The organism is Actinoplanes sp. SE50/110, assembly GCF_900119315.1.
Lineage (GTDB): Bacteria > Actinomycetota > Actinomycetes > Mycobacteriales > Micromonosporaceae > Actinoplanes.
Genome location: NZ_LT827010.1, coordinates 5,430,012 through 5,456,348, shown reverse-complemented (window position 1 = coordinate 5,456,348; position 26,337 = coordinate 5,430,012). Strand labels below are relative to the sequence as shown.

30 protein-coding genes and 2 tRNA genes are annotated in these 26,337 nt (G+C 70.9%); 12 read left to right on the top strand and 20 right to left on the bottom strand.

From position 1 onward, the window contains the following. Positions 1-23 precede the first annotated feature (23 nt). From ACSP50_RS24530 to ACSP50_RS24520, 3 genes are all read right to left on the bottom strand, one after another. Positions 24-845 (bottom strand): tyrosinase family protein, encoded by an 822-nt coding sequence (locus ACSP50_RS24530; protein WP_014691977.1) that lies wholly within the window; start codon positions 843-845, stop codon positions 24-26. Positions 846-890: 45 nt separating this feature from the next. Further along, entirely contained in the window at positions 891-1,367 is a 477-nt protein-coding gene (locus ACSP50_RS24525; protein ID WP_014691976.1) for a tyrosinase cofactor, read from the bottom strand. 182 nt (positions 1,368-1,549) lie between these two features. Further along, positions 1,550-1,945, bottom strand: a complete 396-nt coding sequence (locus ACSP50_RS24520) for a hypothetical protein (protein ID WP_014691975.1) — start codon at positions 1,943-1,945, stop codon at positions 1,550-1,552. A gap of 265 nt (positions 1,946-2,210) precedes the next feature. Here ACSP50_RS24520 and ACSP50_RS24515 point away from each other — a divergent pair, with 265 nt between their 5' ends. Further along, on the top strand, positions 2,211-3,086 hold the full coding sequence (locus ACSP50_RS24515; protein ID WP_014691974.1) for a nucleoside hydrolase: 876 nt from the start codon (positions 2,211-2,213) through the stop codon (positions 3,084-3,086). Between the two features lie 166 nt (positions 3,087-3,252). Here ACSP50_RS24515 and ACSP50_RS24510 read toward each other — a convergent pair whose 3' ends face one another. Genes ACSP50_RS24510 through ACSP50_RS45145 form a run of 4 tightly spaced genes read right to left on the bottom strand, consistent with a single transcriptional unit; the run spans position 3,253 to position 5,951 of the window. After that, a complete protein-coding gene (locus ACSP50_RS24510) occupies positions 3,253-4,065 on the bottom strand; it encodes an ABC transporter permease (RefSeq protein WP_014691973.1) in 813 nt (270 codons plus the stop codon). 34 nt (positions 4,066-4,099) lie between these two features. Beyond that, on the bottom strand, positions 4,100-4,951 hold the full coding sequence (locus tag ACSP50_RS24505; RefSeq protein ID WP_014691972.1) for an ABC-2 family transporter protein: 852 nt from the start codon (positions 4,949-4,951) through the stop codon (positions 4,100-4,102). Then, positions 4,948-5,637 carry an AAA family ATPase gene (locus ACSP50_RS24500; RefSeq protein WP_157432797.1) on the bottom strand — a complete coding sequence of 230 codons (690 nt, stop codon included), beginning with the start codon at positions 5,635-5,637 and terminating at the stop codon, positions 4,948-4,950. The genes ACSP50_RS24505 and ACSP50_RS24500 overlap by 4 nt, the downstream gene beginning before the upstream one ends. Next, on the bottom strand, positions 5,595-5,951 hold the full coding sequence (locus ACSP50_RS45145) for an ATP-binding cassette domain-containing protein (protein WP_014691970.1): 357 nt from the start codon (positions 5,949-5,951) through the stop codon (positions 5,595-5,597). The genes ACSP50_RS24500 and ACSP50_RS45145 overlap by 43 nt, the downstream gene beginning before the upstream one ends. Positions 5,952-6,018: 67 nt before the next feature. On the opposite strand from ACSP50_RS45145, the gene ACSP50_RS24495 reads away from it, so the two are divergent. After that, the gene (locus tag ACSP50_RS24495; RefSeq protein ID WP_043512094.1) at positions 6,019-6,405 is read left to right on the top strand and encodes a hypothetical protein; all 387 of its coding nucleotides are present in this window, start codon (positions 6,019-6,021) and stop codon (positions 6,403-6,405) included. Positions 6,406-6,455: 50 nt separating this feature from the next. Then, a complete protein-coding gene (locus ACSP50_RS24490; protein ID WP_014691968.1) occupies positions 6,456-7,034 on the top strand; it encodes an N-acetyltransferase in 579 nt (192 codons plus the stop codon). Here ACSP50_RS24490 and ACSP50_RS24485 read toward each other — a convergent pair. After that, positions 7,003-8,016, bottom strand: a complete 1,014-nt coding sequence (locus ACSP50_RS24485; RefSeq protein WP_043512091.1) for a phosphotransferase — start codon at positions 8,014-8,016, stop codon at positions 7,003-7,005. The genes ACSP50_RS24490 and ACSP50_RS24485 overlap by 32 nt on opposite strands. A gap of 126 nt (positions 8,017-8,142) precedes the next feature. After that, positions 8,143-8,568, bottom strand: a complete 426-nt coding sequence (locus ACSP50_RS24480; RefSeq protein WP_043512088.1) for a hypothetical protein — start codon at positions 8,566-8,568, stop codon at positions 8,143-8,145. Positions 8,569-8,770: 202 nt separating this feature from the next. Here ACSP50_RS24480 and ACSP50_RS24475 point away from each other — a divergent pair, with 202 nt between their 5' ends. Then, positions 8,771-9,397, top strand: coding sequence for a hypothetical protein (locus ACSP50_RS24475; RefSeq protein ID WP_014691965.1), 627 nt, complete (start codon positions 8,771-8,773; stop codon positions 9,395-9,397). A 67-nt stretch (positions 9,398-9,464) separates the two neighbouring features. Then, positions 9,465-10,886, top strand: coding sequence for a WGR domain-containing protein (locus tag ACSP50_RS24470; protein WP_014691964.1), 1,422 nt, complete (start codon positions 9,465-9,467; stop codon positions 10,884-10,886). A gap of 32 nt (positions 10,887-10,918) precedes the next feature. Here the strand turns inward: ACSP50_RS24470 and ACSP50_RS24465 are convergent. The 3 genes from ACSP50_RS24465 to ACSP50_RS24455 all read right to left on the bottom strand — a co-directional run bounded on the left by ACSP50_RS24465 (position 10,919) and on the right by ACSP50_RS24455 (position 12,142). Continuing rightward, positions 10,919-11,000, bottom strand: a tRNA-Tyr gene (locus ACSP50_RS24465). Positions 11,001-11,020: 20 nt separating this feature from the next. Further along, positions 11,021-11,094, bottom strand: a tRNA-Leu gene (locus ACSP50_RS24460). 409 nt (positions 11,095-11,503) lie between these two features. After that, positions 11,504-12,142, bottom strand: coding sequence for an AbfB domain-containing protein (locus ACSP50_RS24455; protein WP_014691963.1), 639 nt, complete (start codon positions 12,140-12,142; stop codon positions 11,504-11,506). Between the two features lie 264 nt (positions 12,143-12,406). On the opposite strand from ACSP50_RS24455, the gene ACSP50_RS24450 reads away from it, so the two are divergent. Further along, positions 12,407-13,723, top strand: a complete 1,317-nt coding sequence (locus ACSP50_RS24450) for a sorbosone dehydrogenase family protein (RefSeq protein ID WP_014691962.1) — start codon at positions 12,407-12,409, stop codon at positions 13,721-13,723. 84 nt (positions 13,724-13,807) lie between these two features. On the opposite strand, the gene ACSP50_RS24445 is transcribed toward ACSP50_RS24450, so the two are convergent. The 3 genes from ACSP50_RS24445 to ACSP50_RS24435 form a co-directional block, all read right to left on the bottom strand. Continuing rightward, positions 13,808-15,208, bottom strand: coding sequence for a cellulase family glycosylhydrolase (locus tag ACSP50_RS24445; RefSeq protein WP_231956707.1), 1,401 nt, complete (start codon positions 15,206-15,208; stop codon positions 13,808-13,810). A gap of 202 nt (positions 15,209-15,410) precedes the next feature. Beyond that, positions 15,411-16,718, bottom strand: coding sequence for a radical SAM protein (locus tag ACSP50_RS24440; protein ID WP_014691960.1), 1,308 nt, complete (start codon positions 16,716-16,718; stop codon positions 15,411-15,413). A 31-nt stretch (positions 16,719-16,749) separates the two neighbouring features. Continuing rightward, a complete protein-coding gene (locus ACSP50_RS24435) occupies positions 16,750-17,748 on the bottom strand; it encodes an IS481 family transposase (protein ID WP_014691959.1) in 999 nt (332 codons plus the stop codon). 180 nt (positions 17,749-17,928) lie between these two features. On the opposite strand from ACSP50_RS24435, the gene ACSP50_RS24430 reads away from it, so the two are divergent. Beyond that, a complete protein-coding gene (locus ACSP50_RS24430; protein WP_014691958.1) occupies positions 17,929-18,276 on the top strand; it encodes a MazG-like family protein in 348 nt (115 codons plus the stop codon). A 157-nt stretch (positions 18,277-18,433) separates the two neighbouring features. Here the strand turns inward: ACSP50_RS24430 and ACSP50_RS24425 are convergent, their stop codons facing one another. From ACSP50_RS24425 to ACSP50_RS24405, 5 genes are all read right to left on the bottom strand, one after another. Further along, a complete protein-coding gene (locus ACSP50_RS24425; protein ID WP_014691957.1) occupies positions 18,434-19,402 on the bottom strand; it encodes an AraC family transcriptional regulator in 969 nt (322 codons plus the stop codon). 4 nt (positions 19,403-19,406) lie between these two features. Further along, positions 19,407-19,907, bottom strand: a complete 501-nt coding sequence (locus ACSP50_RS24420) for a DUF1772 domain-containing protein (protein WP_014691956.1) — start codon at positions 19,905-19,907, stop codon at positions 19,407-19,409. Beyond that, the gene (locus ACSP50_RS24415) at positions 19,904-20,713 is read right to left on the bottom strand and encodes an NAD(P)H-binding protein (RefSeq protein ID WP_014691955.1); all 810 of its coding nucleotides are present in this window, start codon (positions 20,711-20,713) and stop codon (positions 19,904-19,906) included. The genes ACSP50_RS24420 and ACSP50_RS24415 overlap by 4 nt, the downstream gene beginning before the upstream one ends. A 92-nt stretch (positions 20,714-20,805) precedes the next feature. Next, the gene (locus tag ACSP50_RS24410) at positions 20,806-21,525 is read right to left on the bottom strand and encodes a hypothetical protein (protein WP_155123611.1); all 720 of its coding nucleotides are present in this window, start codon (positions 21,523-21,525) and stop codon (positions 20,806-20,808) included. Between the two features lie 191 nt (positions 21,526-21,716). Next, positions 21,717-23,108 (bottom strand): MFS transporter, encoded by a 1,392-nt coding sequence (locus ACSP50_RS24405; RefSeq protein WP_014691953.1) that lies wholly within the window; start codon positions 23,106-23,108, stop codon positions 21,717-21,719. Positions 23,109-23,290: 182 nt separating this feature from the next. Between ACSP50_RS24405 and ACSP50_RS24400 the strand changes: the two genes are divergently transcribed. From ACSP50_RS24400 to ACSP50_RS24380, 5 genes are all read left to right on the top strand, one after another. After that, on the top strand, positions 23,291-24,097 hold the full coding sequence (locus ACSP50_RS24400) for a hypothetical protein (protein ID WP_014691952.1): 807 nt from the start codon (positions 23,291-23,293) through the stop codon (positions 24,095-24,097). Next, a complete protein-coding gene (locus tag ACSP50_RS24395) occupies positions 24,094-24,501 on the top strand; it encodes a phage holin family protein (protein WP_014691951.1) in 408 nt (135 codons plus the stop codon). Before ACSP50_RS24400 ends, ACSP50_RS24395 begins: the two co-directional genes overlap by 4 nt. Beyond that, positions 24,477-25,136 (top strand): DUF3618 domain-containing protein, encoded by a 660-nt coding sequence (locus tag ACSP50_RS24390; protein WP_014691950.1) that lies wholly within the window; start codon positions 24,477-24,479, stop codon positions 25,134-25,136. Before ACSP50_RS24395 ends, ACSP50_RS24390 begins: the two co-directional genes overlap by 25 nt. 328 nt (positions 25,137-25,464) lie before the next feature. Then, the gene (locus ACSP50_RS44200) at positions 25,465-25,710 is read left to right on the top strand and encodes a YihY/virulence factor BrkB family protein (RefSeq protein ID WP_231956705.1); all 246 of its coding nucleotides are present in this window, start codon (positions 25,465-25,467) and stop codon (positions 25,708-25,710) included. A 166-nt stretch (positions 25,711-25,876) separates the two neighbouring features. Continuing rightward, positions 25,877-26,320 carry a DUF2267 domain-containing protein gene (locus ACSP50_RS24380; RefSeq protein WP_014691949.1) on the top strand — a complete coding sequence of 148 codons (444 nt, stop codon included), beginning with the start codon at positions 25,877-25,879 and terminating at the stop codon, positions 26,318-26,320. Positions 26,321-26,337: the final 17 nt, after the last annotated feature.

Genomic DNA, 26,337 nt, shown 5'->3' with positions numbered 1-26,337 from the left:
CGGCCCCCGCCGCTGGTTCGCTGTCAGGCGTAGGTGTAGACGCCGCTGTGGTCGAGAACGGAGGCCGGGGTTACGCCCGTCCATGGCTGCAGGGTCTCGTCGAGGTCGACGACACCGCTGGTGCCGGCGGCCGGCAGGTAGTGGGCGGCGTCGAAGCCCCACCGGGTCTGCCACTGCGACCACAGGCGGTCGATGTTGCAGTGGTGCAGCCAGAATGCCGGGTCGTTCGGCGAATCCTGCTGACCCATGTGGCCACCGACCCACACGTGGACCGCGTTGTGCAGGTTCGGGGTGGTCCAGCCTTCCATGCGGTTGCGCATGCCGCTGGTCGAGGAACTGTTCCACGGGGCCGCGTCGTAGGTGCCGACGCCGAGGACCGAACTGACCTGGGCGGCGGTGGGCAGCGAGTTGCTGCCCATGGCGCGCCGCAGGGACGTCGCGGTGGTGCTGCTGACGGTGATCCGCCAGTTGGTCGCGCCGGCGAACGGGCCGGTGGTGACCGGGCCGTTGCCGCCGGAGCCGTTGCCGCCCAGGAAGTCGGCGGTGAACGGGGCGCCGGTGGTGCTGCGGTCCACCGTCCAGTCCCAGTAGGGCAGGGTCACCGACGGCTCGTACACCTGCAGCGCCCGCTCGAACTCGATCAGGTACTGCCGGTGCCAGGGCAGGAACGACGGCGACTGGTGGGCGTAGCGGACGCCCCCGACGGCGGCGAAATAGTTCAGGTGGGTGGTGACATACCAGTCGTAGTTACGGCCCGTGGTCTGTGCCTTCAGGCGCTTGACGGCGGAGACGAACGCCGCCTTCTCGGTGCTGGTGAGGTTGCGTGCGTTCTTGCGGACGCCCATGACAGGGGTGAGCCTTTCGATCGATCGGGAACGGGGCGGGTACGGTCAGTTCCCGTGGTTGTGGTCCGCGCCGGCCAGGGCGGTGAGCTCGCTGTCACCCAGCGCGTCGACCGCCCGCCGGGTGAGCTTGAGCAGGCCGTCCCGGTTCTTGTCGGTGTCGATCAGGACCGGCTCGTAGTGGTTGAGGGCGCTGATGAAGCCGAGCGTGACCCCGCCGCCGGCGGCCGGCAGCTCGATCTGCATGACGGCCAGCCTGCGCCCGTTGATGTGCACCTGGTGCGGCTGCCGGCTGCCCGACACGCTGCGCAGCGCGCCCGGAGTGTCGGCGCCGTGCACTCCGGTGATCCGCTTGCCGCGGTACTCCACGTCGAAGTCGCGCGGGTCGGCCGACGTCCGGGCGCCGGCCGGCGCCTGGGCGGACGAGCTGGAGGTGGACAGGGCCTGCGCCCCGGCGACGCCGCCGGTGACGACGGTGGCCGCGGCCGCGTATCGGAGAACGTCCCGACGGCTCAGGGTGGACATGGTGTCGATGCCTCTTCCGTTGGATCTCCCGGCGCCCGTGAGGGCGCCGGGAGAAATTGATCGATGCTAATTAATTGCTTTTCCGGGAGCCGGAAAAATGGCCGCGCGGCGGCCGCCCCGCTCGAAAGGCGTGGCCCGGAGAATGGCGGCTGGCGCGTCGCGCGCCGGAAAGGACGGAAAGGTCAGCGAACGTAGAGGGTGTAGCTCGGCACGAAGCCGGTCTGGCACCGGAACGACACCCACACGTGGCGGGCGACGCCGTCCGCGCCGACCTTGCGGCACTCGGCCTGCGCGTCGGCGACCTCGTTGAAGGCGGCCGTGTAGACGAGCTTTTCGCTGGCCCGCGGCGTGGTGCGCGGCGTGAACGTGACGGTCAGGTCGTCACCGGCGAAGCCGCTGCGCACGACGGGCGCGCGCCACACGCCGGCGGCCGTCCCGGCGTCACCGATCACCGCGGCGCGCCCGAAACCGTAGGTGCCGAGCAGGGCGGTGGTGGTGGCGGGCGCGGCCTGGGCCGCGGCGGGGGCGAGCAGGGCGGTCGCGGTGGCGACGAGGGCAGCGACAGAGAGCTTGCGCATTTTCTGGGTTTCCTTTGCATTCATCCCGGGGATCTTCCCGTGGCATCGCACGTGGACCGAAAGATTTTCTCCTCCGGCGCGCCGCGACCATATCACCATTCCAAAGAGGATCGATGTGGATGGCGTCACACTGTCGGAATAACTATTCCGACGTAATTAACGATTGTTAAGTCGAGGGCGTCGACGAAAAGCCAGAAAGCCGTCCCATCGGTTGAAAGCGACATTCTTGGCGGCGCTCCACGGGCCGGGACGGTAGAAAGTGAGCATGCTCATCTATCTGGACTGCGACACCGGTATCGACGACGCGCTCGCCATCGCCTATCTGCTCGGGCACCCGGACGTCACGCTGGCCGGCATCGGCACGGTCAACGGGAACACCACCGCACCCCAGGCGGCGGCGAACACGCTGGGGCTGCTGGCGCTCGCCGGCCGGGACGACATCCCGGTCGCGGTGGGCAGCGGCGCGCATCCGTACGCGGTGGCCTCGGTGCACGGCGGGAACGGGATCGGCGGAGTCCGGGTGCCCGCGGGGCGCGAGCCCGACCCGCGTACCGCCGCAACGCTTCTGATCGATCTCGCCCGGCGGCATCCCGGGCAGTTGCACCTGCTGGCGACCGGACCGTGCGGGAATCTGGCGGCAGCACTGGCCGCCGAGCCGGACCTGCCGTCGCTGATCGCCTCGGTGACCGTGATGGGCGGGGCGGTGCGGGTGCCCGGCAACCGGACACCACGCGGCGAGGCGAACATCATCCACGATCCGGCCGCGGCGGCCGCCGTGCTGGCGGCGGACTGGCCGGTGACGCTGGTGCCGCTCGACGTCACGATGGCGCACCGATGGTCGACCGGCGACGTGGCGTCGCTGCGGGCCACCGGGTCACCATTGCACGTGGCGCTCGCGGACATGCTGCCCGCCTATTTCGACGGCTACGCCGAGCAGCTCGGCGTCCGGGAGATCCCGCTGCACGACCCGCTGGCCGCGGCGATCCTGCTGGGCGAGGTGACGCCGGCCGACGCGCCACGGCTGTCGATCGCCGTCGGTCCGGACGGGCACACCGTGGAGACAGGTCCCGGCCCCGTCCGCGTCGTCCTGACCCTGACCGCCCCCGCCGCCCCGGCCCTGCTCCACCGGATAGCCGGCTGACCGCCCGCCGCCCCCGGCCCGGCTCCGCTGGTTGACCGCCCGCCGCGCCCGGCCCGGCTCCGCTGGTTGACCGCCCGCAGCCCGTCCCGGGTGTGGGCGGACTGTCGCCGGTTTTCCCGCGGCTATGCCGCGACCAGTCGCCGGTTTCCCCGTGAATTCGCCCCGATCAGTTGCCGATGCCCTGGTAGCCGCGCAGCTGCCGGCGCCAGAACCGGTACGCCAGGGTGAACAGCCCGGCGCCGACCAGCGGGGACAGGTAGCCGAGCCAGGCCGGGACGGCGAGCCCACCGGTCGAGTCGAGGATGACCCCCGCGGGGAGGAAGGCGATGAAGGCGACCGGCAGTACGTAGGTCAGCAGGCGCTGCACCCCGCCGCCGAAGACGCTCAGCGGGTACGACCCGAGGGTGTCGATCGCATCGAATACCAGCATCCGGTACGCCCAGGTGTCGAGCACCCGCACCGACAGCCCGGCGACCGTTACCACCGCCGACGCCTCCAGCAGGGCCCCGCCGAGGATCGCCAGTACCAGGAACGCCACCGAGCCGGGCGACCAGTCCACGGGGGTGACGGTGAGCGCCACCCCGAACAGCACGATCGCCATCGACAGGTCACCGAACGGCAGCACCGACCGGGTGTACGAGGCGAGCTGGACCAGCGGGTTCGCCGGGCGCAGCAGCATCCGGTCGAGCAGGCCTTCGCGGATCGCGCTGTCACACTGCCCGACCCCGTCCATGGTGATGAGCCACAGCGCGTGCGACAGCAGCCGCATGCCGTACAGGAAGGCGATCTGCCCCAGACCCCAGCCGCCCACCGTGTCGAAGGTGTGCAGCAGCGCCCACACGAACGCGAAACCGCTGCCCTGGTAGGCGGCGCCGGCCAGCAGCATCCACACCAGGTTGCCGCGGTATTGCAGGACGCCGCGCAGCGCGGCACCCCGCAACATCAGGTAGATCCGCAACTCACGGCGCAACCCGGTCACCGTTCACCACGATGTCCGGTACGGCCGGCGCGGCTCAGCCACCGTGCACCACGACCTTCCGGTATGCGCGGCGCCACACCACCGCGACGAGGACGCCCAGGACCGCGATCCAGGCCAGTGCGACGGCGAACCCGCGGAGGGCCGCCGTCCCGCCGCGGTGACCGATGTAGATGGCGGCCGGCTCGTACACGATGAATCGGAAAGGCAGCGCCTCGGCGAACGCCCGCAGCGGTCCGGGCAGGAAGGTCAGCGGCACACTGGCACCGGCCAGGAAGGCGGCGATGAAGCGGTAGAGCACCGCGATCCCCAGATTGTCGACGGTCCAGAACGCGGTCATCCCGACCACCATCGTGAGCAGCGCGTTCATCACCCAGCCGAGCAGCAGCGCCACCGGGTAGAGCAGCCCGGCGGTCACCCCGGCCGGCCGGGACAGCCCACCGAGCAGCCCGGCGACCGGTGCGGCGATCACCATCGCGGCGGTCTGGATCACCGACTGACCGGCCTGCATGGCGAGCATCTGCCCCGGATAGCCCAGTGGCCGGCCGACGTCGAAGACGACCTCCCCGGTTCGCACCCGGTTCGCCATGATCCAGGTGATCGGCGAGTTGATGATCATGGCCTGCAGGTTGGCCAGGGTCAGGTAGACGACGGTGGCCTGCAGCGTGAGCCCGGCGACCACCTCGCGCCCCCGGTACGCCGCCGACCAGACCCGGGTGACCAGCACGATCCACATCAGGGTCACCGCGATCGAGGCGAACAGCGTGCTGCGGTATTGCAGACGGATCGCGATTGCCGTCCGCACATACGCCCCGTAGGCCCGGGCGGCCCGCCGCGCATGCATCCCGTAGCCACCGGCCGCCCGTCGCACCATGGCGTTCAAGGTCATGCCTCGCGCCTCTCGCGGTACAGCTCGCGGACGACACTCTCCAGGTTGGACTCGACGACGGACAGGTCGCGGATCTGCCGCCCGTCCCCGGCCGCGGTCAGCAGCCGGTGGACCGGCTCGTCCCGGCCCACCCGGAACCGCCACCGCCCGTCATGCTCGCGCTCGCCGACGAATCCGGCCAGGACGAGCCGGTCGCCGTCGGGCTGGTCGCCGTCGAGCCGGACGAGCACATCCTGGTAGGGCGCGTACCGGGCGATCAGCCCGTCCACCGGTCCGTCGTAGAGCACCCGCCCGTGATCGATGAGCAGGATCCGCCGGCACAGCCGTTCCACGTCGGCGAGGTCATGCGTGGTCAGCAGCACGGTCGTGCGCCCGCTGCGATTCGCCTCGTTGACGAACCCGCGCACCGTCTCCTTGGCCAGCACGTCCAGCCCCACGGTCGGCTCGTCGAGGTAGAGCACCGGCGGGTCGTAGAGCAGGGCGGCGGCCAGGTCGCCCCGCATCCGCTGACCCAGGCTGAGCTGCCGGACCGGCGTCTGCAGGAACGGGTCGAGCTCCAGCAGCTCGCGCAGCCGGGCCAGGTTGCTGCGATACCGCTCGGCGGGCACGTCATACAGTGCCCCGATCAGCCGGAACGACTCGATCAGCGGCAGGTCCCACCACAACTGGCTACGCTGCCCGAACACCACGCCGATCCGGTGCGCCAGCCGCTTGCGGTCGCGCCACGGCACCACCGCCCGTCCGCCCCGGCCACCTCCACTGTCCCGCCGGTCGGCCAGAGCACCCCCGTGAGCAGTTTGATCGTGGTCGACTTGCCGGCCCCGTTGGGCCCGAGATAGCCGACGATCTCGCCCTCGTCGATGCTGAAGTCGATGTGGTCGACGGCGACCGTCCGCTCCTTCTCCCGGGTGAACAGTGTCCGCACCGCCCCGAACCGGCCCTCCACCGGTTTCGTCCGCAGGTACTCCTTGGTCAGCTGCCGGACGGTGATGAGGGCCATGCCCACCGGTCTACCGATTGGGTCGAATCCGGGTCAACCGGATTCCCGTCCGGCCATCATCGGAGGTATGAACGTGATCGACGCCGTGTGGAAGCGAGCCTGCGCCCACGAGGGTGGCGGCCCCGGCGACCGCCACCTGTCCGCACTCCTGCTGATCCACGGCCGGATGCTGACTGGCGGTGCCGCCGAGACCGCCGTCGGCTTCGAGCCGGAGGAACTCGACGCCGCCGTGGAAGCCTGCGAATACTTCGGCCTCAACGGCCTGGCCGCCCTGTTCCGCGAGATCCCGGCGGCGCTGGACTCGGCATACGACGAACGCCGCCTGAACGAGATGTTCCGCGACATGGACCCGGAGGGACTGATGGTGCCCGCCGCCTTCGAGGATCGCTACGAAGCCACCCCGGAAGATTTCGACCCGCCACCCCGCCGCCGTTTTCACCTCCCCACCCACTGAGGACGCGCTGCCCGCCCCGCCTCCCACCGGCGTCGCGCCGATTCGGCATCATGGGGCCGGTGACGACGATCCGCTCGTTCCGCCCCGCCGACGCGGCCGCTGTCGCCGCGCTGATCGCCCGTTGCCTGCGGGAGGTGAACAGCCGCGACTACCCGCCCGACCTCATCGACCGGATGTGCGCCCATTTCACCCCGGAACGCATGATCGAGCTGTCCGGCATCCGCGAGATCTTCGTGGCCACCAGCACCGCGAGGGCGGCCGAACCCCTGTCGGAGTCACCGCCGCGCCCGGACTCGCGACCGGCCCCGGAGCCGCACGCGCCGCCCGCCTCCGAGTCGGTCTTCCGGCCTGCCGCGGAGCCGGCTTCCGGAACGGTCCTGGGTACCGTGTCGCGGGACGGCAACAAGGTCTTCACGATGTTCGTTGACCCGCGGGCGCACGGGCAGGGCATCGGCCGGAAGCTGATGACGCACATCGAGGGTCTGGCTGAGGCTGACGGCTTCGATCACATGGAGACCGGTGCGAGCATCAGCGCGCACGACTTCTACCGCCGGCTCGGCTACTCCGATGTGCGTGTCAGCGAGACCGATTTCGGCCTCAACTACATCCTGCGCAAACCGCTCGCATGACCTCCTCCCAGTTCTCCGTCCACCAGCGCAGGAATCGCCCGCGCGCCGTGAAGAGCCGGTCGCAGGTGCTGTCACCGTCGTCATGATGACGCTGGAGCTGCCACGTTTCGGTAGCCAGCGTCCACCGGCGCCGCTCGGCCGCATCGATCACGGCGGCCCGGGTGAGCGGAAGACGCGCACAGTACCCACGAATCAGCGCGGTGGTGCGGTCCAGGTCCAGGGCCGTGCGTCCGCCGTCGCTGAACAGGATGGTGGCGGTGCGGACCACCTCCTGTGCGTAGGGACGGACCCCCATCCGATCCCAGTCCAGGATCCCGGTGACCCGCCCGCCCGCCATGAGCAGGTTGAAGGACTGCAGGTCCCCGTGCGTCCACCCGCACGGCCCGACCCGCCCCGGCGCGGGTCGCCGGTCGGCGATGGCGTCCAGCAGCACGAGCCGCCGGTCGATCTCCCCGGCGAGATCCTCCTGGTGCGTCATCCGCGCGGGGTGCGCCGTTCGCCGATGGAGTGCGGCGTAGTGGCGGAGGGCGGCTCGGGCCTCGTCGACCGATGCCGGGGTGTCGGCCAGGTGGGTGGGGGCCGCGGGCAGCAGGTCGCCCAGGGTGAGGTGGAGACGGGCGATCAACCCGCCCAGCCCGGCGCAGGCGTCCAGGGGCAGGGCGGCGCCCGAGGGGTGTTCCCCGGGGCGCCAGTCGCTCACCGCGTACCGGTAATTATTGATCTTGAGTAGGGCGGAGCCCTCGGGGGTGCGCCGCGCGAGCGGGACCGGGAAACCGCGCTCAGCGAGCCTCGGCAGGAGATTCTGGATGTCCTCGAACTCTTCCGGTGACCGGTCGGTGAGCCGCTTGACGGCGAACTCGCCCCTATCAGTGGTCAGGCGCCAGGTGAGATTCATGAAGCCGGTGGTCACGACACGGCACGCGACCACCCGGCCCAGCCCGAAGGCGTCGGCGATCCCGGCGGGCATCCCGGACGACTCCACTTCCGGATCCTTCCGCGGTGGGTGATGGCGACAGCCGGCGGCGGCTGCCCCGTGGAGGAGCGATCCGGGCCGCGTCGATGTCGTGGCGGGGGCGGGCCCGGAGCCATACGTTATGGAGTTGTCAAACTAGCTGCGCTGGCGCAGGTCGTGGGCGGCGATCACCCGCTCGGTCGGGTCGCCGCTGCAGGGTGTCCGCAGGCGATCGGTCAGCAGGAAGTCGGGCAGGCGGAACGTCTCCGCGTGCTGGGCCTCGGTGAGCGGAAAGGTCCCGCCGCGCCGCTCCGGTTGCCAGCCGGCGGTCAGCGCGTAGACGATCATCGCCCGGATGTCGGCCGGCCCCGGGTGCGAACCGTCCGTCGAGCACGCCGACCAGGGCGTGCCCCAGGCAACCGACAACAGGTCGGCCTGCAGCGCCTGTCCGTTCTTTCCCGCGCCCCACGCCCGGACCCGGATGCACCGGTGACAGTCCGCACTGCCGGGCACGTGGTGGATCTCCGCTCGCCAGGTGAAGATGCGCGAGCCGTGCCGAAGATGCCGAAGTCGAAGTCGCATGTGCCTCACCTCTGGCATCGATCCTGCCACAGCGCCACCTCCCCGAACACCAGGCAGACCCGGCCGGGACAGCCCGTAGGCGGTAACCGTCCACGATGAACAAAGTCGACGGATATCAATCCGGTATCGGACATGTCTGCGGGAATCCGGATTCCGGCCGTTACGCTCGGCTCGTCCAACGGCTCGGCATTCAGGGAAAACGATGTCCGGCACCGGCGTGGCCGCCATGATGGTCGCCGTCCTGCTCCTCTCCGCCTGCGCTGAACAGGCACAACGCACCGTTTCCCGCGCCTCGCCGCAGGCACCGGGATGCGGGCACGACGCGCCGGTCCCGGACGGCGTGACGCTCCTCGCCGAGGACGTCTGGGCAGGCGGCGGCACGACGGCGAGCCGGCTGCGGGTGCTGCCCGCCGAGGCGTGCTCCGGGACCGCGCGGCGCCCCGAGGAGTGCGACACGTTCCCGTGGGCACCGGAGCGCGGTCTCTACCCGCTCGGCGGCCGCGCCTGGCTCTCCGTCGGCATGGCGAAGAACGGGAACGACAAGGCCGATCCGGTACGCGAAGAGCTGCTGTTGTACGCCCCCGGCTCGCACTTCGCGCAGACGTCCGCGCAAGCCGCCCTGGACTGTGGCTTCACGGTCCTGACCGTGCTCGACGGCAAGCCGGCCACCCTGCAGCGCATCGGCGACCGGCTGACCGAGATCGTCTACATCACCCCGCGGTCGGTGATCGGGATGTCCAGCGTCGATCCGTCGGTCGGCCCGGCCGATCTGGTGTGGCTCGCGGGCGTCGCCGCCGACCGGTCCGCGGCGCTGACGTACGCCTCCTGATTTTGTCGTACCCCGTCGCTACCGTTCGGCCATCTTCTTACGGAGCACTGGGCGAAGGGTGGCTGTGATGCCTGCCGACACGACGTACCTCGAACTTTCCGAGGACACCGGGAGCGCGCACAAGTTCTACGAGGTCACCGTGGACGGCACCGACCTGACCGTCCGATACGGCCGGATCGGCGACCGCGGCCAGGTCAAGCAGTCCTCGTTCACCACCCCGGAGAAGGCGAAGGCCGAGGCCTCGAAGAAGATCGGGGAGAAGGTGCGCAAGGGCTATGCCCCGGCGGTCGCCGGCGGCCGGGCCCGACGGGCCGTCTCGCGCCGGCAGATCGTCAGCACCCGGTCCACCGCCACCCGCGCGCCGATCCTCTGGCGATATGCGTCGGGCAGCCCGGCGTTCGGCATCTTCATCGACGACGACGTGTGCATGGTCGGCAACGAGCGCGGCCTGATCACCACGCTCGGGCACGACGCGACCGTGCTGCAGCGGTTCCAGCTTCCCGACGGGGTGAAATGCATCGTCGCCGACGACGGCTGGATCTACGCGGGCTGCGACGACGGCAACGTGTACGACCTGTCCGGCAAGATCCCTCGGCTGGCGTACCGGATCGCCCCCGAGATCGACATCTACTGGCTGGACATCCACGACGGCGTGCTCGGGGTCTCCGACGCCAAGGGCGGCATCTCGGCGATCGACCACGAGGACGAGTTCCTCTGGCAGCGGCCCGGCCGCGGCTCGTCGGCCTGGATGGTCCGCTGCGACGCGACGGCCGTGCACCACGGTCACTCCGGCGGTGTGACCAGCTACGACTGGCGCACCGGGCGGGAGATGTGGCACACCAAGACCGGGCCGGTGCTGTTCGGCTGGCAGGAGCGGGACACGCTGTACGCCGGCACCGCCACCCGCCAGGTCGTCGAGCTCGGCAAGGACGGTGCGCAGCGGCAGATGTATCAGTGCGACGCGGCCGTCTACTCGTGCGCCACCGCCGAGGACGGGCGGTACGTGTTCGCCGGCGACAGCGCGTCGTCCATCTACTGCTTCGACACCAACGGCACCCGGTTGTGGAAGCTGTCGACCGGCTGCGGCTCGGCCTATTCGATGCAGTACCGCGACGAGCGCCTCTACATCGTCACCACCGACGGTTCGCTGGCCTGCATCGACGCCAGTGAGACGGCGATCCGGGCGGCGATCGGCGGCACCGTCCCGCAGGCCATCGACGTCAAGGCGCCCCCGCAGATGCCGGCGGTCGTCCCGTCCACCACGGTCGAGGTGATCCACGACGCGACCGACGGCGTGCTGGTGGAGTGCGTCGAGGCGGGCGGCCGGGTGCGGGTGCGGGTGCTGTCCTCCGGCTACCACGCCGATTGGCAGGTGCAGTTCCCGAAGGGGATCCGTGAGCCCGGCAGCCGTTTCGTGGTCACCGGGGTGCGTGAGGCCGCGCGGGGTGGCTTCTACCGGGCGTACGGCGATGTGCGCCGTCTGCTCTGAGCCGGAGTCCGTGGTGGAATTCCTGGCGATCGTGCGGGCGGCAGGATTCGAACCTGCTCAGCCGAAGCACCCGGTTTACAGCCGGGCCCGACTCTCCAACGTCGGCGCGCCCGCGTGGCGTGCCTGCCACGCGGTGCCCTCGGCGCGATTCGAACGCGCACTGCCGGCGTCCTCAACGCCGGGCCTCTGCCGATTGGGCTACGAGGGCGGGAAAGAGCTGGAGACGAGAAAGCCGCCGTCCCCGGGCGGGAACGGCGGCGCGGGAGCGCACGAGCGGCTCAGCCGCGCCACCGGTCGGGGGCGAGATAGAGGCGGGCATACAGCATGATCGTGATCTCCCTGAAAGCTCGGAACTGCCTCCAACCTAGAAGCCCGCCCCGGGCTCGGCAACGGCTTTTACCGGCGCCGGCGTGGGGCGATGCCCGCCGGAGCCCAGCCGAAGCCCGGTGCCGGACCGGATCGACCCGCGGCTGCCGGGGTTGCCCGGGCGCCCGGAGTGCGCCGGGGCGGCCGTGCCGGGCGGCCGACCGTAGCGGCCGGTCAGGCTGCACGGATCGCAGCGATCGGGCCGCGTGCACGGCCGGAGTCACCGGGTGAGGGTGGGGCGGCGGGCCGGGTCAGGAGGTGGTGGGGGTGTGCAGAGCGAAGGTGCTGTCGGCGACGAAGTCGTCGGATTCGGAGGGCTTGTCGATGTAGAGCTTGGTGCCGCGGCGGTGCAGGAAGTAATCCGGATAGTTCTTGGAGCGGACCCGGAAGGAGTTGCCCGGCTGGTCGTCCTCGGCGCAGAAGGTGGCGTCCCCGCGGAACAGGTCCGAGTCGTCTTTCGGATCGAAGCGGAGACGGTAGTTGTAGTGCCGGAGGAAGTTGCCGTCCTCGTCGCGGAAGGTGAAGCAGCTGTCGTCGGCCAGGCCTTCGACGACCGTGATCGTGGCGGCGACCTCGGACATCGCGGCGAAGTCGCCGGCCACGGTGAGGTAGGTGTCGCGGTCGTCGGCGGCGGTGACCTGCCAGGAGCCGGTGGTGAGGCCGGACGGGTCGGTCGGGCTGGGGGAGGAGGCCGGGCTGGGGGCGATGGCGGCGGCTCGGGACGGGACGGCGGCGGGCTGGGCGGTGGGGTCCGCGGGGGAGCGCATCATGAAGTAGGCGAGCGCCGCGACGATGATGATGACGGCGGTGATGACGAGGGCCAGCACGCCGGGGTGCAGGCGGCGGCGTGGGTCCCGGACGTCGACGCCGCCGGGTCCGTAGATGGTCATCGTGTGCTTCCTCCTGGTGCGGGCGCGACCGACAACGTTACGCGCTGACTGGAAGAACGACGGAGAAGCACCGTGGACCTTGGTCATTCGCGAACCGGACAACCGAACCGGACAACCGAACACGGTAACCGGAGCGGACAACTGGACGAGGCGACCGCAAAGCTCCGCGACGTCGCCTGTCCAGGCTGGACAAGCCCGTCCGCCACGGGTGACAGCGGGGCGCATCCGTGGCCCGTCCGCCCCGGGTTGGGTAGCGTTCGGCAGATGAGCGGATTCGGCGCGGCGAATCGGGCGCTGGTGGCCGGCTGCCTGGCCCTGACCTTGACCCTGGCACCGACCCTGACCGGCTGTTCCGCCGCGTCGAAACCGGACCCGGCCGGCAGCACCCCGGACGTGGGCGGGGCGGACCGCACCCCAGAGGCGGGCAGGGCCGAGAGCACCCCGGCCACGGGCACCCTGGTGACCACCACCGTGACCGGCACCGACCACCGGATCCAGGCCCCGCCCGGCTGGTCCGTCCAGCTCTGGGCGGAGCTTCCCGGCGCCCGCCTGCTGGCCTGGACCCCGGACGGCAGATTGCTCGTCTCCCGCCCGGGCGCCGGCGACGTCGTCGCGCTCACCCCCGGCCCGCCCGGCACGAAACCCCGGCAGACCACCCTGGTCGGCGGTCTCGACCAGCCACACGGCCTGGCCTTCCAGAACAACACGCTGTATGTCGCCGAGAGCGATCAGGTCGACCGGTTCACCTACCGGGCCGGCGCCGTCTCCGGTGAACGGGTCGTCATCGCCGGCCTGCCCGATGCGAAGAGTCCGGAGCTGGGCGGTGCCTACGCCCACGCGCTCAAGAGTGTCGCGATCGGCCGGGACGGCACGATCTTCGTCTCGGTCGGTTCGACCGGGAACGTGTCGGCGAATGATCGCGAGGCGCGCCCGCAGCGGGCCACCATTCTGCAGGCTCCACCCGGCGGCGGCAGGCCGACCGTTTTCGCCCGCGGCGTGCGGAACGGCACCGGCTTGGCGATCGCCCCGGACGGCTCGGTGTGGACCGCCGTGAACAACCGGGACAACATCGCCGACCCGAGTGACGGCCAGGTCAAGCAGTCCTACGTCAACGATCATCCGCTGGAACCGCTGGCCCGTCTGACGCCGGGACGGGATCTGGGATGGCCGTACTGCAATCCGGATCTTGATCGTCGGTTTGTCCGCGACTACCAGCTCAACCGCGACGGAGCGAAGCTGGACTGTGCGAAGCTGGCGCCGATCGAGCAGGGGCTGGGCGCCCATTCCGCGCCGCTCGGGCTGAGTTTCGCGACCCTGGCGGCGCCGTTCGGACAGGGCGCCCTGGTCGGGGTGCACGGCTCGTGGAACAGGACGCCGCCACGTGCGCCGGAGGTGTCGTTCTTCGCCTGGCGCAACAATGCGCTCGGGCCGCAGCAGACCCTGCTCGGCGGCTTCCAGGATGCGCGGGGCAACCGCTGGGGCCGCCCGGTGATGGCAGTGCAAGGCCCCGACCAGGCGCTCTACGTGAGCGACGACCTGGCCGGGGCCATCTATAGGGTGCAGGCGACGGCGACGTCGTAGGCGATGCCCGGGTTGTCCGCCGACTTCGGGTGCAGGCGACGGCGACGTCGTAGATGATGCCCGGATTGTCCGCCGACGCCAGGTTCAGGAGACCGCGACGTCGTCGAAGTAGACGATGCCCGAGTTGTCCGCCGACTTCAGGTGCAGCTGCACCGCGGCCGCACCGGCCGGGGCGACGGTGTCGACGACCAGCTTGGTCCAGGTGGTGTTGCCGAGCGGCAGCCGGTTCGAGGTGGTCTCGGACAGCCACTTGCCGTTCGCGTCGAACCAGCTCAGCGAGATCTCGGTGATGCCGGTGGCGTTGAATCCGCGGGCGTACGCCTCGGCGCGCCACCGGTAGTTCGGCTGCACTGGGGTGATCGGGGAGGTGCGCATCGACGGCAGACCGGAGCTGGTGCGGGTGGTGCCGGCGAACTTCAGCGAGTACCTGCCGTTGCGCGGCATGTCGGTGCTGACCGTGCCGACGCCGGCGTCGGGCTGGTTCGCCTTCCAGGTCAGCTCGTTGGCCGGCGCCTCGAAGCCCAGGTTGAGGTAGCTGTTCGGGACGGTGCCGGTGGTCCAGGCGGTGCGCACCACGGTGGCGGCGAGCTTGGCGGTGCCGTCGGCGCGGTACAGGCCGAAGGTGTACTGCGCGGGGATGGCGGAGACCTGCGACTGGGACGGGATGGCGCCGGCCGCGAAGTCGTTGAGCGTCCACGGGGCGACCGAGCCGACGCCGGCCTCGGTGGCGGCGCGGAGCACCCGGGCCAGGTATGCGGCCTGCTCGCCCTCGCTCGTGGCGCCGCTGCTGAGGCCGGTCTCACCGATCACGATCGGGGCCGGGCTGACCGCGGCCTGCGCCTTGCGGATCTCCGCGAGGGACCGCTCCGAGCTGCCGTAGAAGTGGAAGTCGTAGTAGTCCAGCGGGGTGGCGGCCAGCGCGGCCTTGATCTGCGCCATGCCGGTGGCGCCGGTGCCGCCGTCGACCGACAGGGTCAGCGGCATGGTCGGGGCGGCGGCCCGGACGGCCGGGATGACCTGCTGGACCCAGGCGATCGCGGTCGCGTCGTTCGGCTGGAACTCGTTCTTCAGCTCGACGGCGAGGACCCGCGGGTCGTCCTTGTACGGGTCGAGGATGGCCTGCGCCCAGGCGATGCTGCGGCTCGCGTCGCTGTAGCCCTCCCACCAGTCGAAGAGGGTGAGCTTGACGGTCATGCCGTACGAGTCGGCGATGCTGATGAACTTGCGCAGCTTCTCGGTGTACTCGACCTTGGGGGCCGGGTAGCCGAACGCGTCGGGGAAGACGATCGCGCGGATGTTGGTGGCGCCGAGCTGGGCCGCCTTGGCCATGTCCGCGTCGATCGCGACCGGGTCGAAGTTGGTCCACATGGCCGACCAGCCGGCGCTCGACGGGTAGTAGTTGAGCGTCTTGGCGACCTTGACCGACGCGAGCCGGCCGGCCAGCGTGGTGGCATCGGCGGCCTGCGCCGGAGTCGCGACTCCCATCAGACCGGAGCATGCCACAAGGGAGGCCAGAACAGCGGCACGAAGTCGGTTGCGCATCAGGGTGGCCTCTCGCCAAGGTTGCATTTCGGGGATGCCCGCTTCGATCGGCGGGTTTCACCCGGGTTGCAGCTCTTGACTGAGGGCAACAAGGTTGCAAAACAGGAGCCCGAAAAAAGGGGCCCGGAGGGGCCCCTTTCTTGCGCTACGCCTCTTCGGGCAGGCTGTCCATGAATGAACTGACGGAGAAGACCGCCTTGCCCGCACCGGCCGGCCCATAGCCGGGCGGACTGGACAGGCCATTTGCCTCCATCGTTGCCCGGTACACCTCCAGCAGGCGGATGTGGTACTCCAGCGGCGCCCCGTTGGGGTTCGTCCTACCGAGCGGCGTGGTCGGCTCGGGGCACCAGGTGGTGAACCGCGGGGTGATTCCCCGGGACATGAAGTATTGAAGGCCCTCAGCGGTCGACGCGATCGCCTCGTCCACCGTGGTGAATCCGAACGGCTCGGCCATCTCGACTCCGGCCACGAAGTTCGGGATGACGTTGCGCGGGCCGAACACCTCGGCTGATTCGAGGATCCGGCGGTGCCATTCCTCGCGGCCCACGTAGCGTTCCTTGCCCGGGCAGTACAGCTCGAACAGCCGCTTGTCCCACACCTCGTAGTTCGGGTGGTAGATCCGGATCCCGTAGTCGTGGAACCGCTGCACGTCGGCGCGGGGCAGGGCCTGCGCCACCACCTTGCCGATCCAGCGGCCGGGGAAGCGTTCCTCGATCGCCTGCGCGTACCGCCCGTAGAAGTCGGCTTCGGCCAGCCCGTCCACCTTGGAGGTGACGCTGCCGCCGGTCAGCGTGTACGCCTGCGACGTCTTCAGCGTGTCGTGCTTGTCGATGATCGCCAGCGCCTCGAGGACCTCGTCGACCGGCTTGACCCCGGTGTAGGGCCGCCCGGCCGCCTTGTGCTGCCGCCAGTTGTGGTTGATGTCGCAGTACTGGCACTCCTCCTTGGCGCCGAAATACTGACACACCCGGAAAACCGTGAGATAGACGAGATAACCCCACTGGATGGTCGGCGCGACCTCCATCACCTGCTTGCCGTTGGCCAGCGCGTGCCGGTAGTAGTCGGGCATCGGCGGCAGCCCGACCTCGGCGATCGCCCGCCCGTCCAGGAACAGCATCAGCCGGCCGTCGGCGTCCGGCTTCACCCGGTACGGCGAGGCCGGGTTGATCCGCACCGAGACCACGGTGCGGCGCAGGTCGTAGGGGCCGCCGGTGAGCACGATCTCCTCCGGCGGCCGGCGCAGCGCCGCCTCACCCAGCTCGGGCAGCGTCCGGTGGTCGAAGGAGAAGATGAAGTACGACTTCGGCTTGACGTCGCCGCCCTCGTTGTCGGTCAGCGCGGCGTCGTCGAACGCCAGCCCGCCACGCAGCAGGTCCTCCTTGATCACCGCTTCCCGCGGGACGTGCGGGAAGCGGCTCATCAAGTCCTCGATGAGGTCGGTGCGTGACTGCATGACTCCTCCTGCTGTTCGGTTCACCCCCAGGCTAGGTGTACTGACCCGAGAGGTTGGGGACGCGGCTGGCGGGTGGTAGGCCGTTGAGTGCGGTGTGTCCGCGGTGGTGATTGTAGGTGTGTAGCCAGGCGGGCAGGGCTTCGCGGCGTTCGGTTTCGGTGCGGTAGGCCCGGGCGTAGGCCCATTCGTCGAGCATGGTGCGGTTGAAGCGTTCGACTTTTCCGTTGGTCTGGGGCCGGTAGGGGCGGGTGCGTTTGTGGGTGATGCCGGCGGCGGCGAGTGCGTCATGCCATAGGTGGGAGCGGTAGCAGGAGCCGTTGTCGGTCAGTACCCGTTTGACGGTGATGCCCCGGCTGGTGAACCAGGCGTGGGCGCGTTGCCAGAAGGCTGTGGCTGTCTCGCGGGTCTCGTCGGGCAGGATTTCGGTGTAGGCCAGCCGGGAGTGGTCGTCAACAGCGTTGTGCAGGTAGTGGTAGCCGAGGTTGGGCCGGCCGTGGTGGGTGCGGGGACGGGCCGGGTCCCGGTGGGCCGAGCTGTGGCGGTTGCCGTCGGCCCGGCCGTGGACGCGGTGGCCGCCGCCGTCGGGGATGTTGCCGAGTTTCTTGATGTCGACATGGACCAGATCGCCTGGTGTGTCGTGTTCGTAGCGGCGGATCGGCCGGCTGGTGGCCCGGTCCAGGTGGGTGAGCCTGGCGAGCCGGTAGCGGGTCAGGACCCGGTGCACGGTGGCCGGGTTCAGGCTCAGGAAGTAGGCGATCCGGGCGGGTCCCCAACGGCGCAGGATGCGGACCTTGATGATTCGCCGCTCAGTGCGGGTCGGAGTCTGTGACGGGCTGTGGTGTGGTCGCGAGGAACGGTCGGTCATACCCGCCGGCCCGTCGGTGCGGTAGCGGTCGGCCCACCGTTTCGCTGTGGTCGTGCTGACCTGGAAACGTTCGGCGGCTCGCCGTAGCGGCCATCGGTCATCGACCACGCAGCGCGCCAGGCGCAGCCTGCCGGTCTCGGACAAGGGTGCATTACGGTGGGGCATGAGGGCCTCCGCAGGTTCGGGGTAGGACGTCGCAATCCACACCGAACCCGAAGGCCCTCACCTATTTCAAGATCTCCCCGTCACCAACGTCCGTGGTCAGTACAGCTAGGCCGCCGTTGATCGGTCCGCGAACGCCCCTGGCCGGGGGTGACGCGCAGGACAGCCCGGAGCACCGGCAAGATGGTTCGGGTGGACGACGACGACTTCATCTGGTCGCAGGCCCGCCGCTGGCGCGCCCACCTCGACCGGGTCAACGGCACCGGCGACACCGAGCTGACGCTGCGCATCCTCAAGATCACCGAAGAGGCGGGGGAGGCCGCCCAGGCGTGGATCGGTGTCCAGGGGCAGAACCCGCGCAAGGGCGTCACGCACACCGTCGACCAGGTGGTCGGCGAGCTCGCCGACGTGGTCATGACCAGCCTGGTCGCGATCGCCAGTCTCGGCGCCGACCCGCGCGCGGCGGTCGCCGCCTGCGCCGCCAAGGCCGCCGGTCATCTGCCGGCTGCCGATCCGCCGGCCACTTCCTGACCGCTGACCGTTCAGAAACCGATTGCGGCGGTACGATTTCAGCCCGCCCGTGGCCGCTCAATGCGATGATGGTCGATGTCCGTACCCGGCGGGCGTGGACCCTGGCGATACTGAGCCCGGATCGCCGCCCACCGCGACCGGCAGCGGCTCTGACCGGTTAGGCCAGGACGAGCAGCGGGGTGCTGCTCGGGGCGTAGGCGGTGAAGTGCCGGTCGGGGGACTGGCGGCGATACTCCTGCGGGCTCAGGCCGCGCTCGCGTTTGAAGGCGGCGCTCAACGCGAACGCGCTGCCGTAACCCACCTCCCGCGCCACCGCGGAGATCGTCGCGTCGGAGGTGCGCAGCCGGTCGGCGGCGAGGCTGAGCCGCCAGCCGGTCAGGTAGGCCATCGGGGGCTCGCCGACCAGATCGGTGAAGCGGCGGGCGAGCAGCGAGCGGGACACCCCGGTCCGGGCCGCCAGCCCGGCGACCGTCCACTGCTCGGCCGGGGTGTCGTGCAGCAGCCGCAGGGCCGGGCCGACGATCGGGTCGTGGCCGGCGGGGTGCCAGGCGCCGGCCGCCGGGCCGGCCAGCCAGGCCCGCAGCACCGAGATGAGCAGCAGGTCGAGCAGCCGGTCCAGGACCAGGTCCTGGCCCGGGACGGTGCGGCCCATCTCGGCGGTGAGCAGCCCGACCAGCGCGCGGTCGGTGGCCGCGGCCGGCTGCACCAGCATCCCGGGCAGCGCGGCCAGCAGGCGCCGGCTGACCTCACCGGCCAGCTGGTACGTCCCGGTGATCAGCTCGGTGCCGGCCTCGGTGGCGTCGCCCCAACTGCGCACCCCGAGATGGTCGCGGGGCAATCCGTCGACCGTGGTGCACACCTGACCCGGATGGATGATCGTCTGCCAGGGCGTGTCCGGCTCGTCGGCGACCGTGTAAGGTTCCGGGCCGCGGATCACCGCGACGTCGCCGGGATGCAGCCGGACCGGCTCGTCGCGGATCACCACGGTCGTCCCGCGCAGCACGGTGACCAGGGTGAGCGGCGCCTCGTCCTGGATCCGCAGCGCGAACGGCGGCTGCACCACGGTCCGCAGCAGGAAGGCCTCCCGCGCCCGCGCCCCGTCGAGCAGCCCGGTCAGAGTGTCCACGCTTCTACCCTGACATCCGCGCGGGGCGACGGGCCAGGCCCAGCGCCGGCGCGAGGCATGCGAGGGCCGAGGCCGTCAGGAGTGTGCGTACGTCGTTGACCGGCACCCACACGCCCTCGAAGTTCCGCCGCGCCGCCGCCGGGTCGCTCAGTGACGCCGCCGCCAGGCGGTCGTTCAGCGGCACCTCGACAGCCATCGTCAGGACCAGCGCGACCAGGTACAGGACGGCCGCGGCCGCCGCCCAGCCGGCCGCCGCCCGGTGCCCGCCGCGGGCGAGCAGCACCGCCGCCCCGGCCGGGAAGCCCAGCGCGCCCACGAACACCAGGCCGAACAGGCCGTTCTCGATCGCCGCGTTGAGGTGCCGCATCGCCTCCACGAACGTGCGGTCGTCGGCGGTGTGCAGGCCGGGCATCACCGAGGTGGTGAACGCGAAGAAGATCCCCGCCATCAGCCCCACGCAGATCAGCGCGGCGACCAGCACACCCGTGGTGAGACGCGGTTTCACGCGGCCGACCAGACACCGGTGGCCGCTGCGGCCCGGGCGTAGTCCCGGAAGTCCCGGGGCTCGCGGCCCAGCGCGTGCCGCACCCCGTACGCCAGGTAGGCGTTCCTGCCGTCGGTGACCATCTGGAAGAGATCGGCGAACTCCTCCGGGAGACCCTCGGCGCGCAGCGCCTCAAGGTAGTCCTCGCGGGTCACCGGCGTGAAGCGGATCTCGCGACCGGTGGCCGCGGTGAGCTCCGCGGCGACCTCGGCGAAGCTCAGCAGCCGCGGGCCGGTCACCTCGTAGGTGCGCCCGTCGTGTCCGCCTTCGGTCAGTGCCACCGTGGCCACCTCGGCGATGTCGTCGGCGTCCACGAACGGCTCGGGGGCGTCGCCGACCGGCAGCACGATCTCCCCGGCCACCACCGCGGGCTGGAAGAACGCCTCGCTGAAGTTCTGCGCGAAGAAGCTGGCCCGCACCACCGTCCAGGCCACCCCGGAGTCCCGGACCACCCGCTCGGCCGCCGCGCAGGCCGGCTCACCGCGCCCGGAAAGCAGCACGATCCGGCGCACCCCCTGCTTGACCGCCTGCTCCACGAATGCGCCCACCGTGTCGACGGCACCCGGGAAGGCCAGGTCCGGCTGATAGCAGAGGTACACCGCGCCGGTCCCGTCGAGTGCCTGCGCCCAGGTCGCCGGCACCGCCCAGTCGAACGCCGGTGACCCGGTCCGCGAACCCACCCGCACCGGCACGCCGCGCTCCCGCAGCAGCCGCACCACGCGCCGCCCGGTCTTGCCCGTTCCGCCGGTCACCAGAACTGTCGTCATCTCCGTCATGCCTCGAGTCCACCCGCCGCGGCGTGCAGGAGCCATGGCCGGCAATCCCGGAAACATAAGCGAGCGTCCACGCCCGCGACGGATCAGTTGTCGGGAAGCACGATCACGTCGGCCGGCGGCGGCGCCTGGATCTCCGGGAACGTGGCGCCGAACTCGCTGAACGACAGGGCCTGGAACTTCCAGGAGAGCTTGAGCGGGTACGCCGCGCCGGTCGTGGCGACGTAGAGGGTGGTGCCACCGGACTGCACGGCGATCGCGGGGACACCGTTGAGCACCTGCGTGGTGCCCTTGGTCAGGGTGGTGCCACCGGTCAGCAGACCGTCGAGGAACGTCCTGGTGACGAAATCGCCGTAGACATCCTCGTCGGGACGGAGCGTGACCCAGTGGCCGCCGAGCCCCGCCAGCAGCTTCTCCGCATCGGCGCGGCGCATCTGCTGCGCCAGGATCTCCAGGCTGGACCGCAGGTACCGTTTGCCGCCGACGACGAGCTCGTCCTGTCGGGACTGACCCTGCGCGGTCCAGCCGGCCCGGTCGGTGCCGGACAGCCGCATGTCGAGCTGCCAGAGCCGCCCTTTCCCGGCGTCGCGGCCGAAGCGGCTGCCGTCCGGGTACAGCGAGCCCCGGACCCGGAACGAGGGGGCGGCCTTCAGCGCGGCCTGCGCCCGCTGGACGATCTGCTCGGCCGGCAGGGCGGCGACGCCGTTGTCGGCCGGTGCCGAGGACACCACCGGAGCGGGTTTCACGGCGTGGGCGCAACCGCCGAGCAGCACGGCGCCGACGGCCAGCACGGCAAAGATCTTCACGATTGTCCATCCCCCGTAGAGCTCTGCGGGGATGGTACGGCATCGATCGTTGCGTCGGGTCTCGGGATTCGCGGCCGACTTCTCGGCGCCGTCCGACGCGGTGGCGGCGACCGCCCGGGCCGACGGCCTCACCCCGTTCCCGCGGCGCTGACCGATCCGGCCCGGTAGGCGGTCGAGGGCGGCGAGCACCTCTACCGCAGCGTCATCGTGTGCTCCCGGCGGCGGCCGGCCAGCACGTCGGCGCCGGCGGCGAGCAGGGCGGCCAGGATGAAGGCGATCGTTACGGTCAGGGAGGTGCGGAAGGCCAGCCCCCAGTCGCCGTTGTGGCCGGCCAGACGGTTGAAGAAGACCGAGCCGACGCCGGCGATGCCGATCGCGGCGCCGATCCGCTGACCGGTCTGCAGCACGGCGGCGGCGCTGCCGGCCCGGCGGACCGGTACCTCGCTGAGCGTCAGCGTCTGGTTGGGGCTGATCACCAGGCCGCTGCCCAGGCCGGCGACCAGCAGCGGCACGACGCTGGCCCAGCCGGCCGCGGTGCCGTCGACGACGTGCAGCACCAGAACCGTGCCGGCCAGGCCGGCAGCGACGACGGCCAGGCCGGCGACCACCAGGGTGCGCCCGGTGCGGTCGACGGCGCGGCCGCCGAGTGCCGCGGTGGCCGCCGAGCCGAGCGCGAACGGGGTGATCGCCAGGCCGGCCTGCAGCGCCGAGTAGTGCAGGCCGTTCTGCAGGAACAGCGTGTAGGTGAAGAAGATCGAGGTGAACCCGCCGAAGTAGAGGATGCCGACCAGGGCGCCCAGCGCGTACGACCGGGTCCGGAACAGCCCGAGGTCGACCACCGGGGTGGACCGCCGGGCGAAGCGGCGTTCCCAGACCCAGAAGCCGGCCAGTACCGCGGTCGCGGCGACGACCAGCAGCCACTTCGCGTTCCCGGTCCACTCGCGTTCCTGGACCAGTGGCAGCAACAGCAGGAACACGCCGGCGCCGAGCAGGAGCACGCCGACCGGGTCGAGGCTCTCGTGCTCGCGCTGCTCGGGCGGGCGGGCCGGGATCCAGCGGGCGCCCAGCACGATCGCCAGCAGGCCGATCGGCACGTTGATGTAGAAGATCCAGCGCCAGCCCTGCTCGGCACCGAACAACTGGATCAGCAGCCCGCCGAGCAGCGGCCCGACCGCGGTCGAGATCCCGATCGTGGCGCCGAGCAACCCGAACGGCTTACCCCGCTCGTGTGGCTCGAACAACTGCTGGATCAGACCGGACACCTGCGGGTTGACCACGCCCGCCGCGGCGCCCTGGACCAGCCGCGCGACGATCAGCCACAGCGCGCCGGTGGCCAGCCCGGCGGCCGCGCTGGCCAGGGTGAACACGGCCAGTCCGGCGATGAAGGCGGTGCGGCGGCCGCGGGCGTCGCCGTACCGGCCGGCCGGCACCAGCAGCAGGCCGAAGGTCAGGGCGTAGCCGGACAGCACCCACTGCAGCTCGCCGGAGCCGAGGTGTTCCTCGGCGCGGATCGAGGGCAGGGCCACGTTCACGATGCTGACGTCGAGCAGGGTCATGAAGCCGGCGACCAGGGCGACGCTCATCGCCCGCCAGCGGTTCTCAGATGTCACTGTCGGGCAGTTTCCCCCGGTGGGCGGGGGCAAACCCGTCGGATGTACCCCCGCTACCGTCTTTTATTCTGCCAGATTTTTCGCTGAAAAGGACAGGAATGAATTCCGGGGCGGTGGGCATTCGGGGTGGCGAATAACCGCTCAAGGGAGGCCAAGTGAGTGAGCTGCCGACCGGCGCATACGCGTCGGGTCAACATTCTGATCAGAATTCCTCGAAAGCCGCGCAGGTGGCCGCCGAAGGCAAGCAGGCCGCCGGCCAGGCCGTCTCCGAGGTCAAGGACACCGCGGCAGAGCAGGTGCGGCGCGTCGGCCAGGAGGCGGGCGCCCAGGCCCGCAACGTGGCCGGCGAGGTGCGCGACAAGCTGGGCGAGCACGCCCGGGCCCAGAACGACAAGCTGGTCAGCGGCATCCGCGAGACCGCCGATCACCTCGACGAGATGCGCGGCGACCGGTCCGGCACCCCCGCCGCGGCCGTCGTGTCCCGGGTCGCCGAGGGCGGCCGGCAGCTGGCCGACTACCTCGACCGCAACGGCCCCGAAGGGGTGCTCGCCGAGGTGCAGGACTTCGCCCGGCGGCGGCCCGGCGCGTTCCTGGCGACCGCTCTGGCGGCCGGGTTCGTGGTCGGCCGGCTCGGTAAGAGCGTGGCCAAGGCCGACGAGGCCACCGGCGGCAAGCCGGCCGGTGACGCCTACTCGTCGGTGACGCCGTCGACCGCGCCCACCAGCAGCTTCGCGACCACCACCAGCACCGACTACGCCAGCGCGACCGGCGCCGGCGCGGACTACGTGGGCACCGGCAACGAGTACGCCTCCACGACCGGCGCGGGCGCGGACTACGTGGGCACCGGCACCGGGTACGCCGCCACGACCGGCGCGGGCGCCGACTACCTGAGCACCGGGACCGGTACCCCCATCCCGGTGCAGGAGGAATACCCGATCGGCACCCGGGAGCCGCGGCCGTGACCGCCCCCGAGAAGTCCGACCAGGTCGCGCAGACCTCGATCGGTGAGCTGATCGGCAACATCAGCGACGACCTGTCCCAGCTGTTCCGCCAGGAGGTCGAGCTGGCCAAGGCGGAGATCAAGCAGGAGGCGACCAAGGCCGGCAAGGCGGCCGGGATGCTCGGCGGCGCCGGGTTCGCCGGCTACCTGGCCGTGCTGATGCTCAGCCTGGCCGCGGTGTTCGGCCTGGACGCCGTGATGCCGGCCGGCTGGGCCGCGCTCATCGTGGCCGCCGTCTGGGGCATCGTCGCCGCGGTGCTGTACGTGACCGGTAAGAACCGGCTGAAGACCGTGGACCCGATGCCGCGGCGGACCGTCGAGACGATCAAGGAGGACGCGCAATGGCTGAAGAACCCGACCGGCTGAGGCAGGACATCGAGCGGACCCGCGCGTCGCTGACCCGCGACGTCGACCTGCTCGCCGAGAAGACGAGCCCGAGCAAGGTCGCCAAGCGGCGGTGGAGTGCAGTGAAGGAGAAGGTCATGGGCAGCGCCGACTACACGCGGCAGGCGGTGGGCGAGTCCACGTCGACGGTGCAGGACAAGGCCTCGCACCTGGCCGACGTGGCGGGGGAGAAGGCGTCGCATCTGACCGACGTGGCCGGCGAGAAGGCGTCGCACCTCGGCGACGTCGCCGGCGAACAGGCGCACCGGGCGGCCGACGCGGTCCGTGCGGCGCCGCAGGCGGTGGCCCGGCAGACCGCCGGCAGCCCGCTCGCGGCCGGGGTGATCGCCTTCGGGCTCGGCCTGCTGGCCGGCGGCCTGATCCCGGTCACCGAGGTGGAGAAGCGGGCCGGGCGCCAGCTCAAGGAGAACAGCGGCGACCTGACCGACCGGGTCAAGGACATGGCGAGCGAGGTCAAGGACGAGCTGACCGGCACCGTCCAGCAGGCCGCCCAGGAGGTCAAGGGCACTGCTCAGGAGGCCGTGCAGACCACCAAGGAGCAGGCGCAGGACTCCGCGCACCGGGCGACCGAGCAGACCCGGCACGCCGTCTCCTGAGGTCACGGCGCCGCCCGCCCAGCGGTGTGCGGGCGGCGCCGATGTGCCGTCCCCCGGAGGTTTCCGTGGGCCGTCGACACGACGACGCCGTCGGGCCCGGGGGAGGGCCTGGACAGTCCTGCGGAATTGCGCGGCAGGGGATTGTTCGCGGCCCTGCGGCGTACCGTCAGCAATTCTCTGAAGACAATCTCGGTGACTGGGCCGCGGCGCTCACCTATTGCGGCGTGCTCTCGATCTTTCCCCGGTCTGCTGGTCATTGTTTCGCTGCTCGGAATGCTGAGCCACAACAGTCGGAAGTGGTGCAGGACGCCGCGCACCAGCCGGCCCCGTGCTCACCCAGGTCAAGGACCCCGGAACGGCGGGTTTCGCGGCGGTGGCCGGGGTGCTGGTCGCCTTCTGGTCCGCCTCCGGGTATGTCGCGGCGTTCATGCGCGCGTCCAACTCCGTGCACGACGTGCCGGAGGGCCGCCCGATCTGCCGTCACCACCCGAAGCATCGTGAAGTGGCCGGTGCTGCTGGTGCCGGTCAGCCTGATGTTCGCGCTGCGGTACGACCGCACGCTCAAAAAGCATGATTGATGACGGACCGGTTGCCGGCTTGTTAGCCCCCGCGAAGACTTCCGGTCCGGCGGTTAAAAGCTGGGTGAAGTATCCGACAGTACCGTTTGGAGGCCTTACCGTCGGGTACCCGCCGGCCCCCGGCACGCGCGCGCCGTGCGGGGAGCGCAAGGAGGCGCCACGATGAACCACGACGATCTGCTCATCCGGATCCAGCGGAGCGGGCGGCTGCACGGCCGGAACGAGAGCCGCCGGATCGCCGTGACCGTACTGGGTGTGCTGAGCGAGGTGCTGCCGGCCGCGGCGTACCGCCGCCTGACCGCGACCCTGCCGGAGGAGCTGCGGCAGCGGCTGCCCCCGGCTGAGCCGGGCCGGATCGTCGAGATCGTCGACTGCCGCCGGTTCCTGGCCCGGGTGGCCGCGCGGCTCTACGCCGATGGCGGCGACGCGGCCTTCCTGACCCGGGTGGTGCTGGCCGAGCTCAACGACGGCGCCCGCGGGGTGTCACCGGCCGAGCTGGCGCATCTGGTGCCGATGGATCTGCGGGCCCTGTTCCGGTCCCGGCCGCTGCTGCCGTGGACCGGTGCCGCCATCGAGCCGGACGTCGCCTACCAACGGGTTCTCTGACCGGCACGCCGGTGCCG

What these genes read in the sequence shown, in the direction of transcription:
- ACSP50_RS24530 (WP_014691977.1), bottom strand. Translation starts at nt 845, where the DNA reads ATGGGCGTCCGCAAGAACGCACGCAACCTCACCAGCACCGAGAAGGCG.
- ACSP50_RS24525 (WP_014691976.1), bottom strand. Translation starts at nt 1,367, where the DNA reads ATGTCCACCCTGAGCCGTCGGGACGTTCTCCGATACGCGGCCGCGGCC.
- ACSP50_RS24520 (WP_014691975.1), bottom strand. Translation starts at nt 1,945, where the DNA reads ATGCGCAAGCTCTCTGTCGCTGCCCTCGTCGCCACCGCGACCGCCCTG.
- ACSP50_RS24515 (WP_014691974.1), top strand. Translation starts at nt 2,211, where the DNA reads ATGCTCATCTATCTGGACTGCGACACCGGTATCGACGACGCGCTCGCC.
- ACSP50_RS24505 (WP_014691972.1), bottom strand. Translation starts at nt 4,951, where the DNA reads ATGACCTTGAACGCCATGGTGCGACGGGCGGCCGGTGGCTACGGGATG.
- ACSP50_RS45145 (WP_014691970.1), bottom strand. Translation starts at nt 5,951, where the DNA reads ATGGCCCTCATCACCGTCCGGCAGCTGACCAAGGAGTACCTGCGGACG.
- ACSP50_RS24495 (WP_043512094.1), top strand. Translation starts at nt 6,019, where the DNA reads ATGAACGTGATCGACGCCGTGTGGAAGCGAGCCTGCGCCCACGAGGGT.
- ACSP50_RS24490 (WP_014691968.1), top strand. Translation starts at nt 6,456, where the DNA reads ATGGGGCCGGTGACGACGATCCGCTCGTTCCGCCCCGCCGACGCGGCC.
- ACSP50_RS24480 (WP_043512088.1), bottom strand. Translation starts at nt 8,568, where the DNA reads ATGCGACTTCGACTTCGGCATCTTCGGCACGGCTCGCGCATCTTCACC.
- ACSP50_RS24475 (WP_014691965.1), top strand. Translation starts at nt 8,771, where the DNA reads ATGTCCGGCACCGGCGTGGCCGCCATGATGGTCGCCGTCCTGCTCCTC.
- ACSP50_RS24470 (WP_014691964.1), top strand. Translation starts at nt 9,465, where the DNA reads ATGCCTGCCGACACGACGTACCTCGAACTTTCCGAGGACACCGGGAGC.
- ACSP50_RS24455 (WP_014691963.1), bottom strand. Translation starts at nt 12,142, where the DNA reads ATGACCATCTACGGACCCGGCGGCGTCGACGTCCGGGACCCACGCCGC.
- ACSP50_RS24450 (WP_014691962.1), top strand. Translation starts at nt 12,407, where the DNA reads ATGAGCGGATTCGGCGCGGCGAATCGGGCGCTGGTGGCCGGCTGCCTG.
- ACSP50_RS24445 (WP_231956707.1), bottom strand. Translation starts at nt 15,208, where the DNA reads ATGGGAGTCGCGACTCCGGCGCAGGCCGCCGATGCCACCACGCTGGCC.
- ACSP50_RS24440 (WP_014691960.1), bottom strand. Translation starts at nt 16,718, where the DNA reads ATGCAGTCACGCACCGACCTCATCGAGGACTTGATGAGCCGCTTCCCG.
- ACSP50_RS24435 (WP_014691959.1), bottom strand. Translation starts at nt 17,748, where the DNA reads ATGCCCCACCGTAATGCACCCTTGTCCGAGACCGGCAGGCTGCGCCTG.
- ACSP50_RS24430 (WP_014691958.1), top strand. Translation starts at nt 17,929, where the DNA reads ATGGTTCGGGTGGACGACGACGACTTCATCTGGTCGCAGGCCCGCCGC.
- ACSP50_RS24415 (WP_014691955.1), bottom strand. Translation starts at nt 20,713, where the DNA reads ATGACGACAGTTCTGGTGACCGGCGGAACGGGCAAGACCGGGCGGCGC.
- ACSP50_RS24405 (WP_014691953.1), bottom strand. Translation starts at nt 23,108, where the DNA reads ATGAGCGTCGCCCTGGTCGCCGGCTTCATGACCCTGCTCGACGTCAGC.
- ACSP50_RS24390 (WP_014691950.1), top strand. Translation starts at nt 24,477, where the DNA reads ATGGCTGAAGAACCCGACCGGCTGAGGCAGGACATCGAGCGGACCCGC.
- ACSP50_RS24380 (WP_014691949.1), top strand. Translation starts at nt 25,877, where the DNA reads ATGAACCACGACGATCTGCTCATCCGGATCCAGCGGAGCGGGCGGCTG.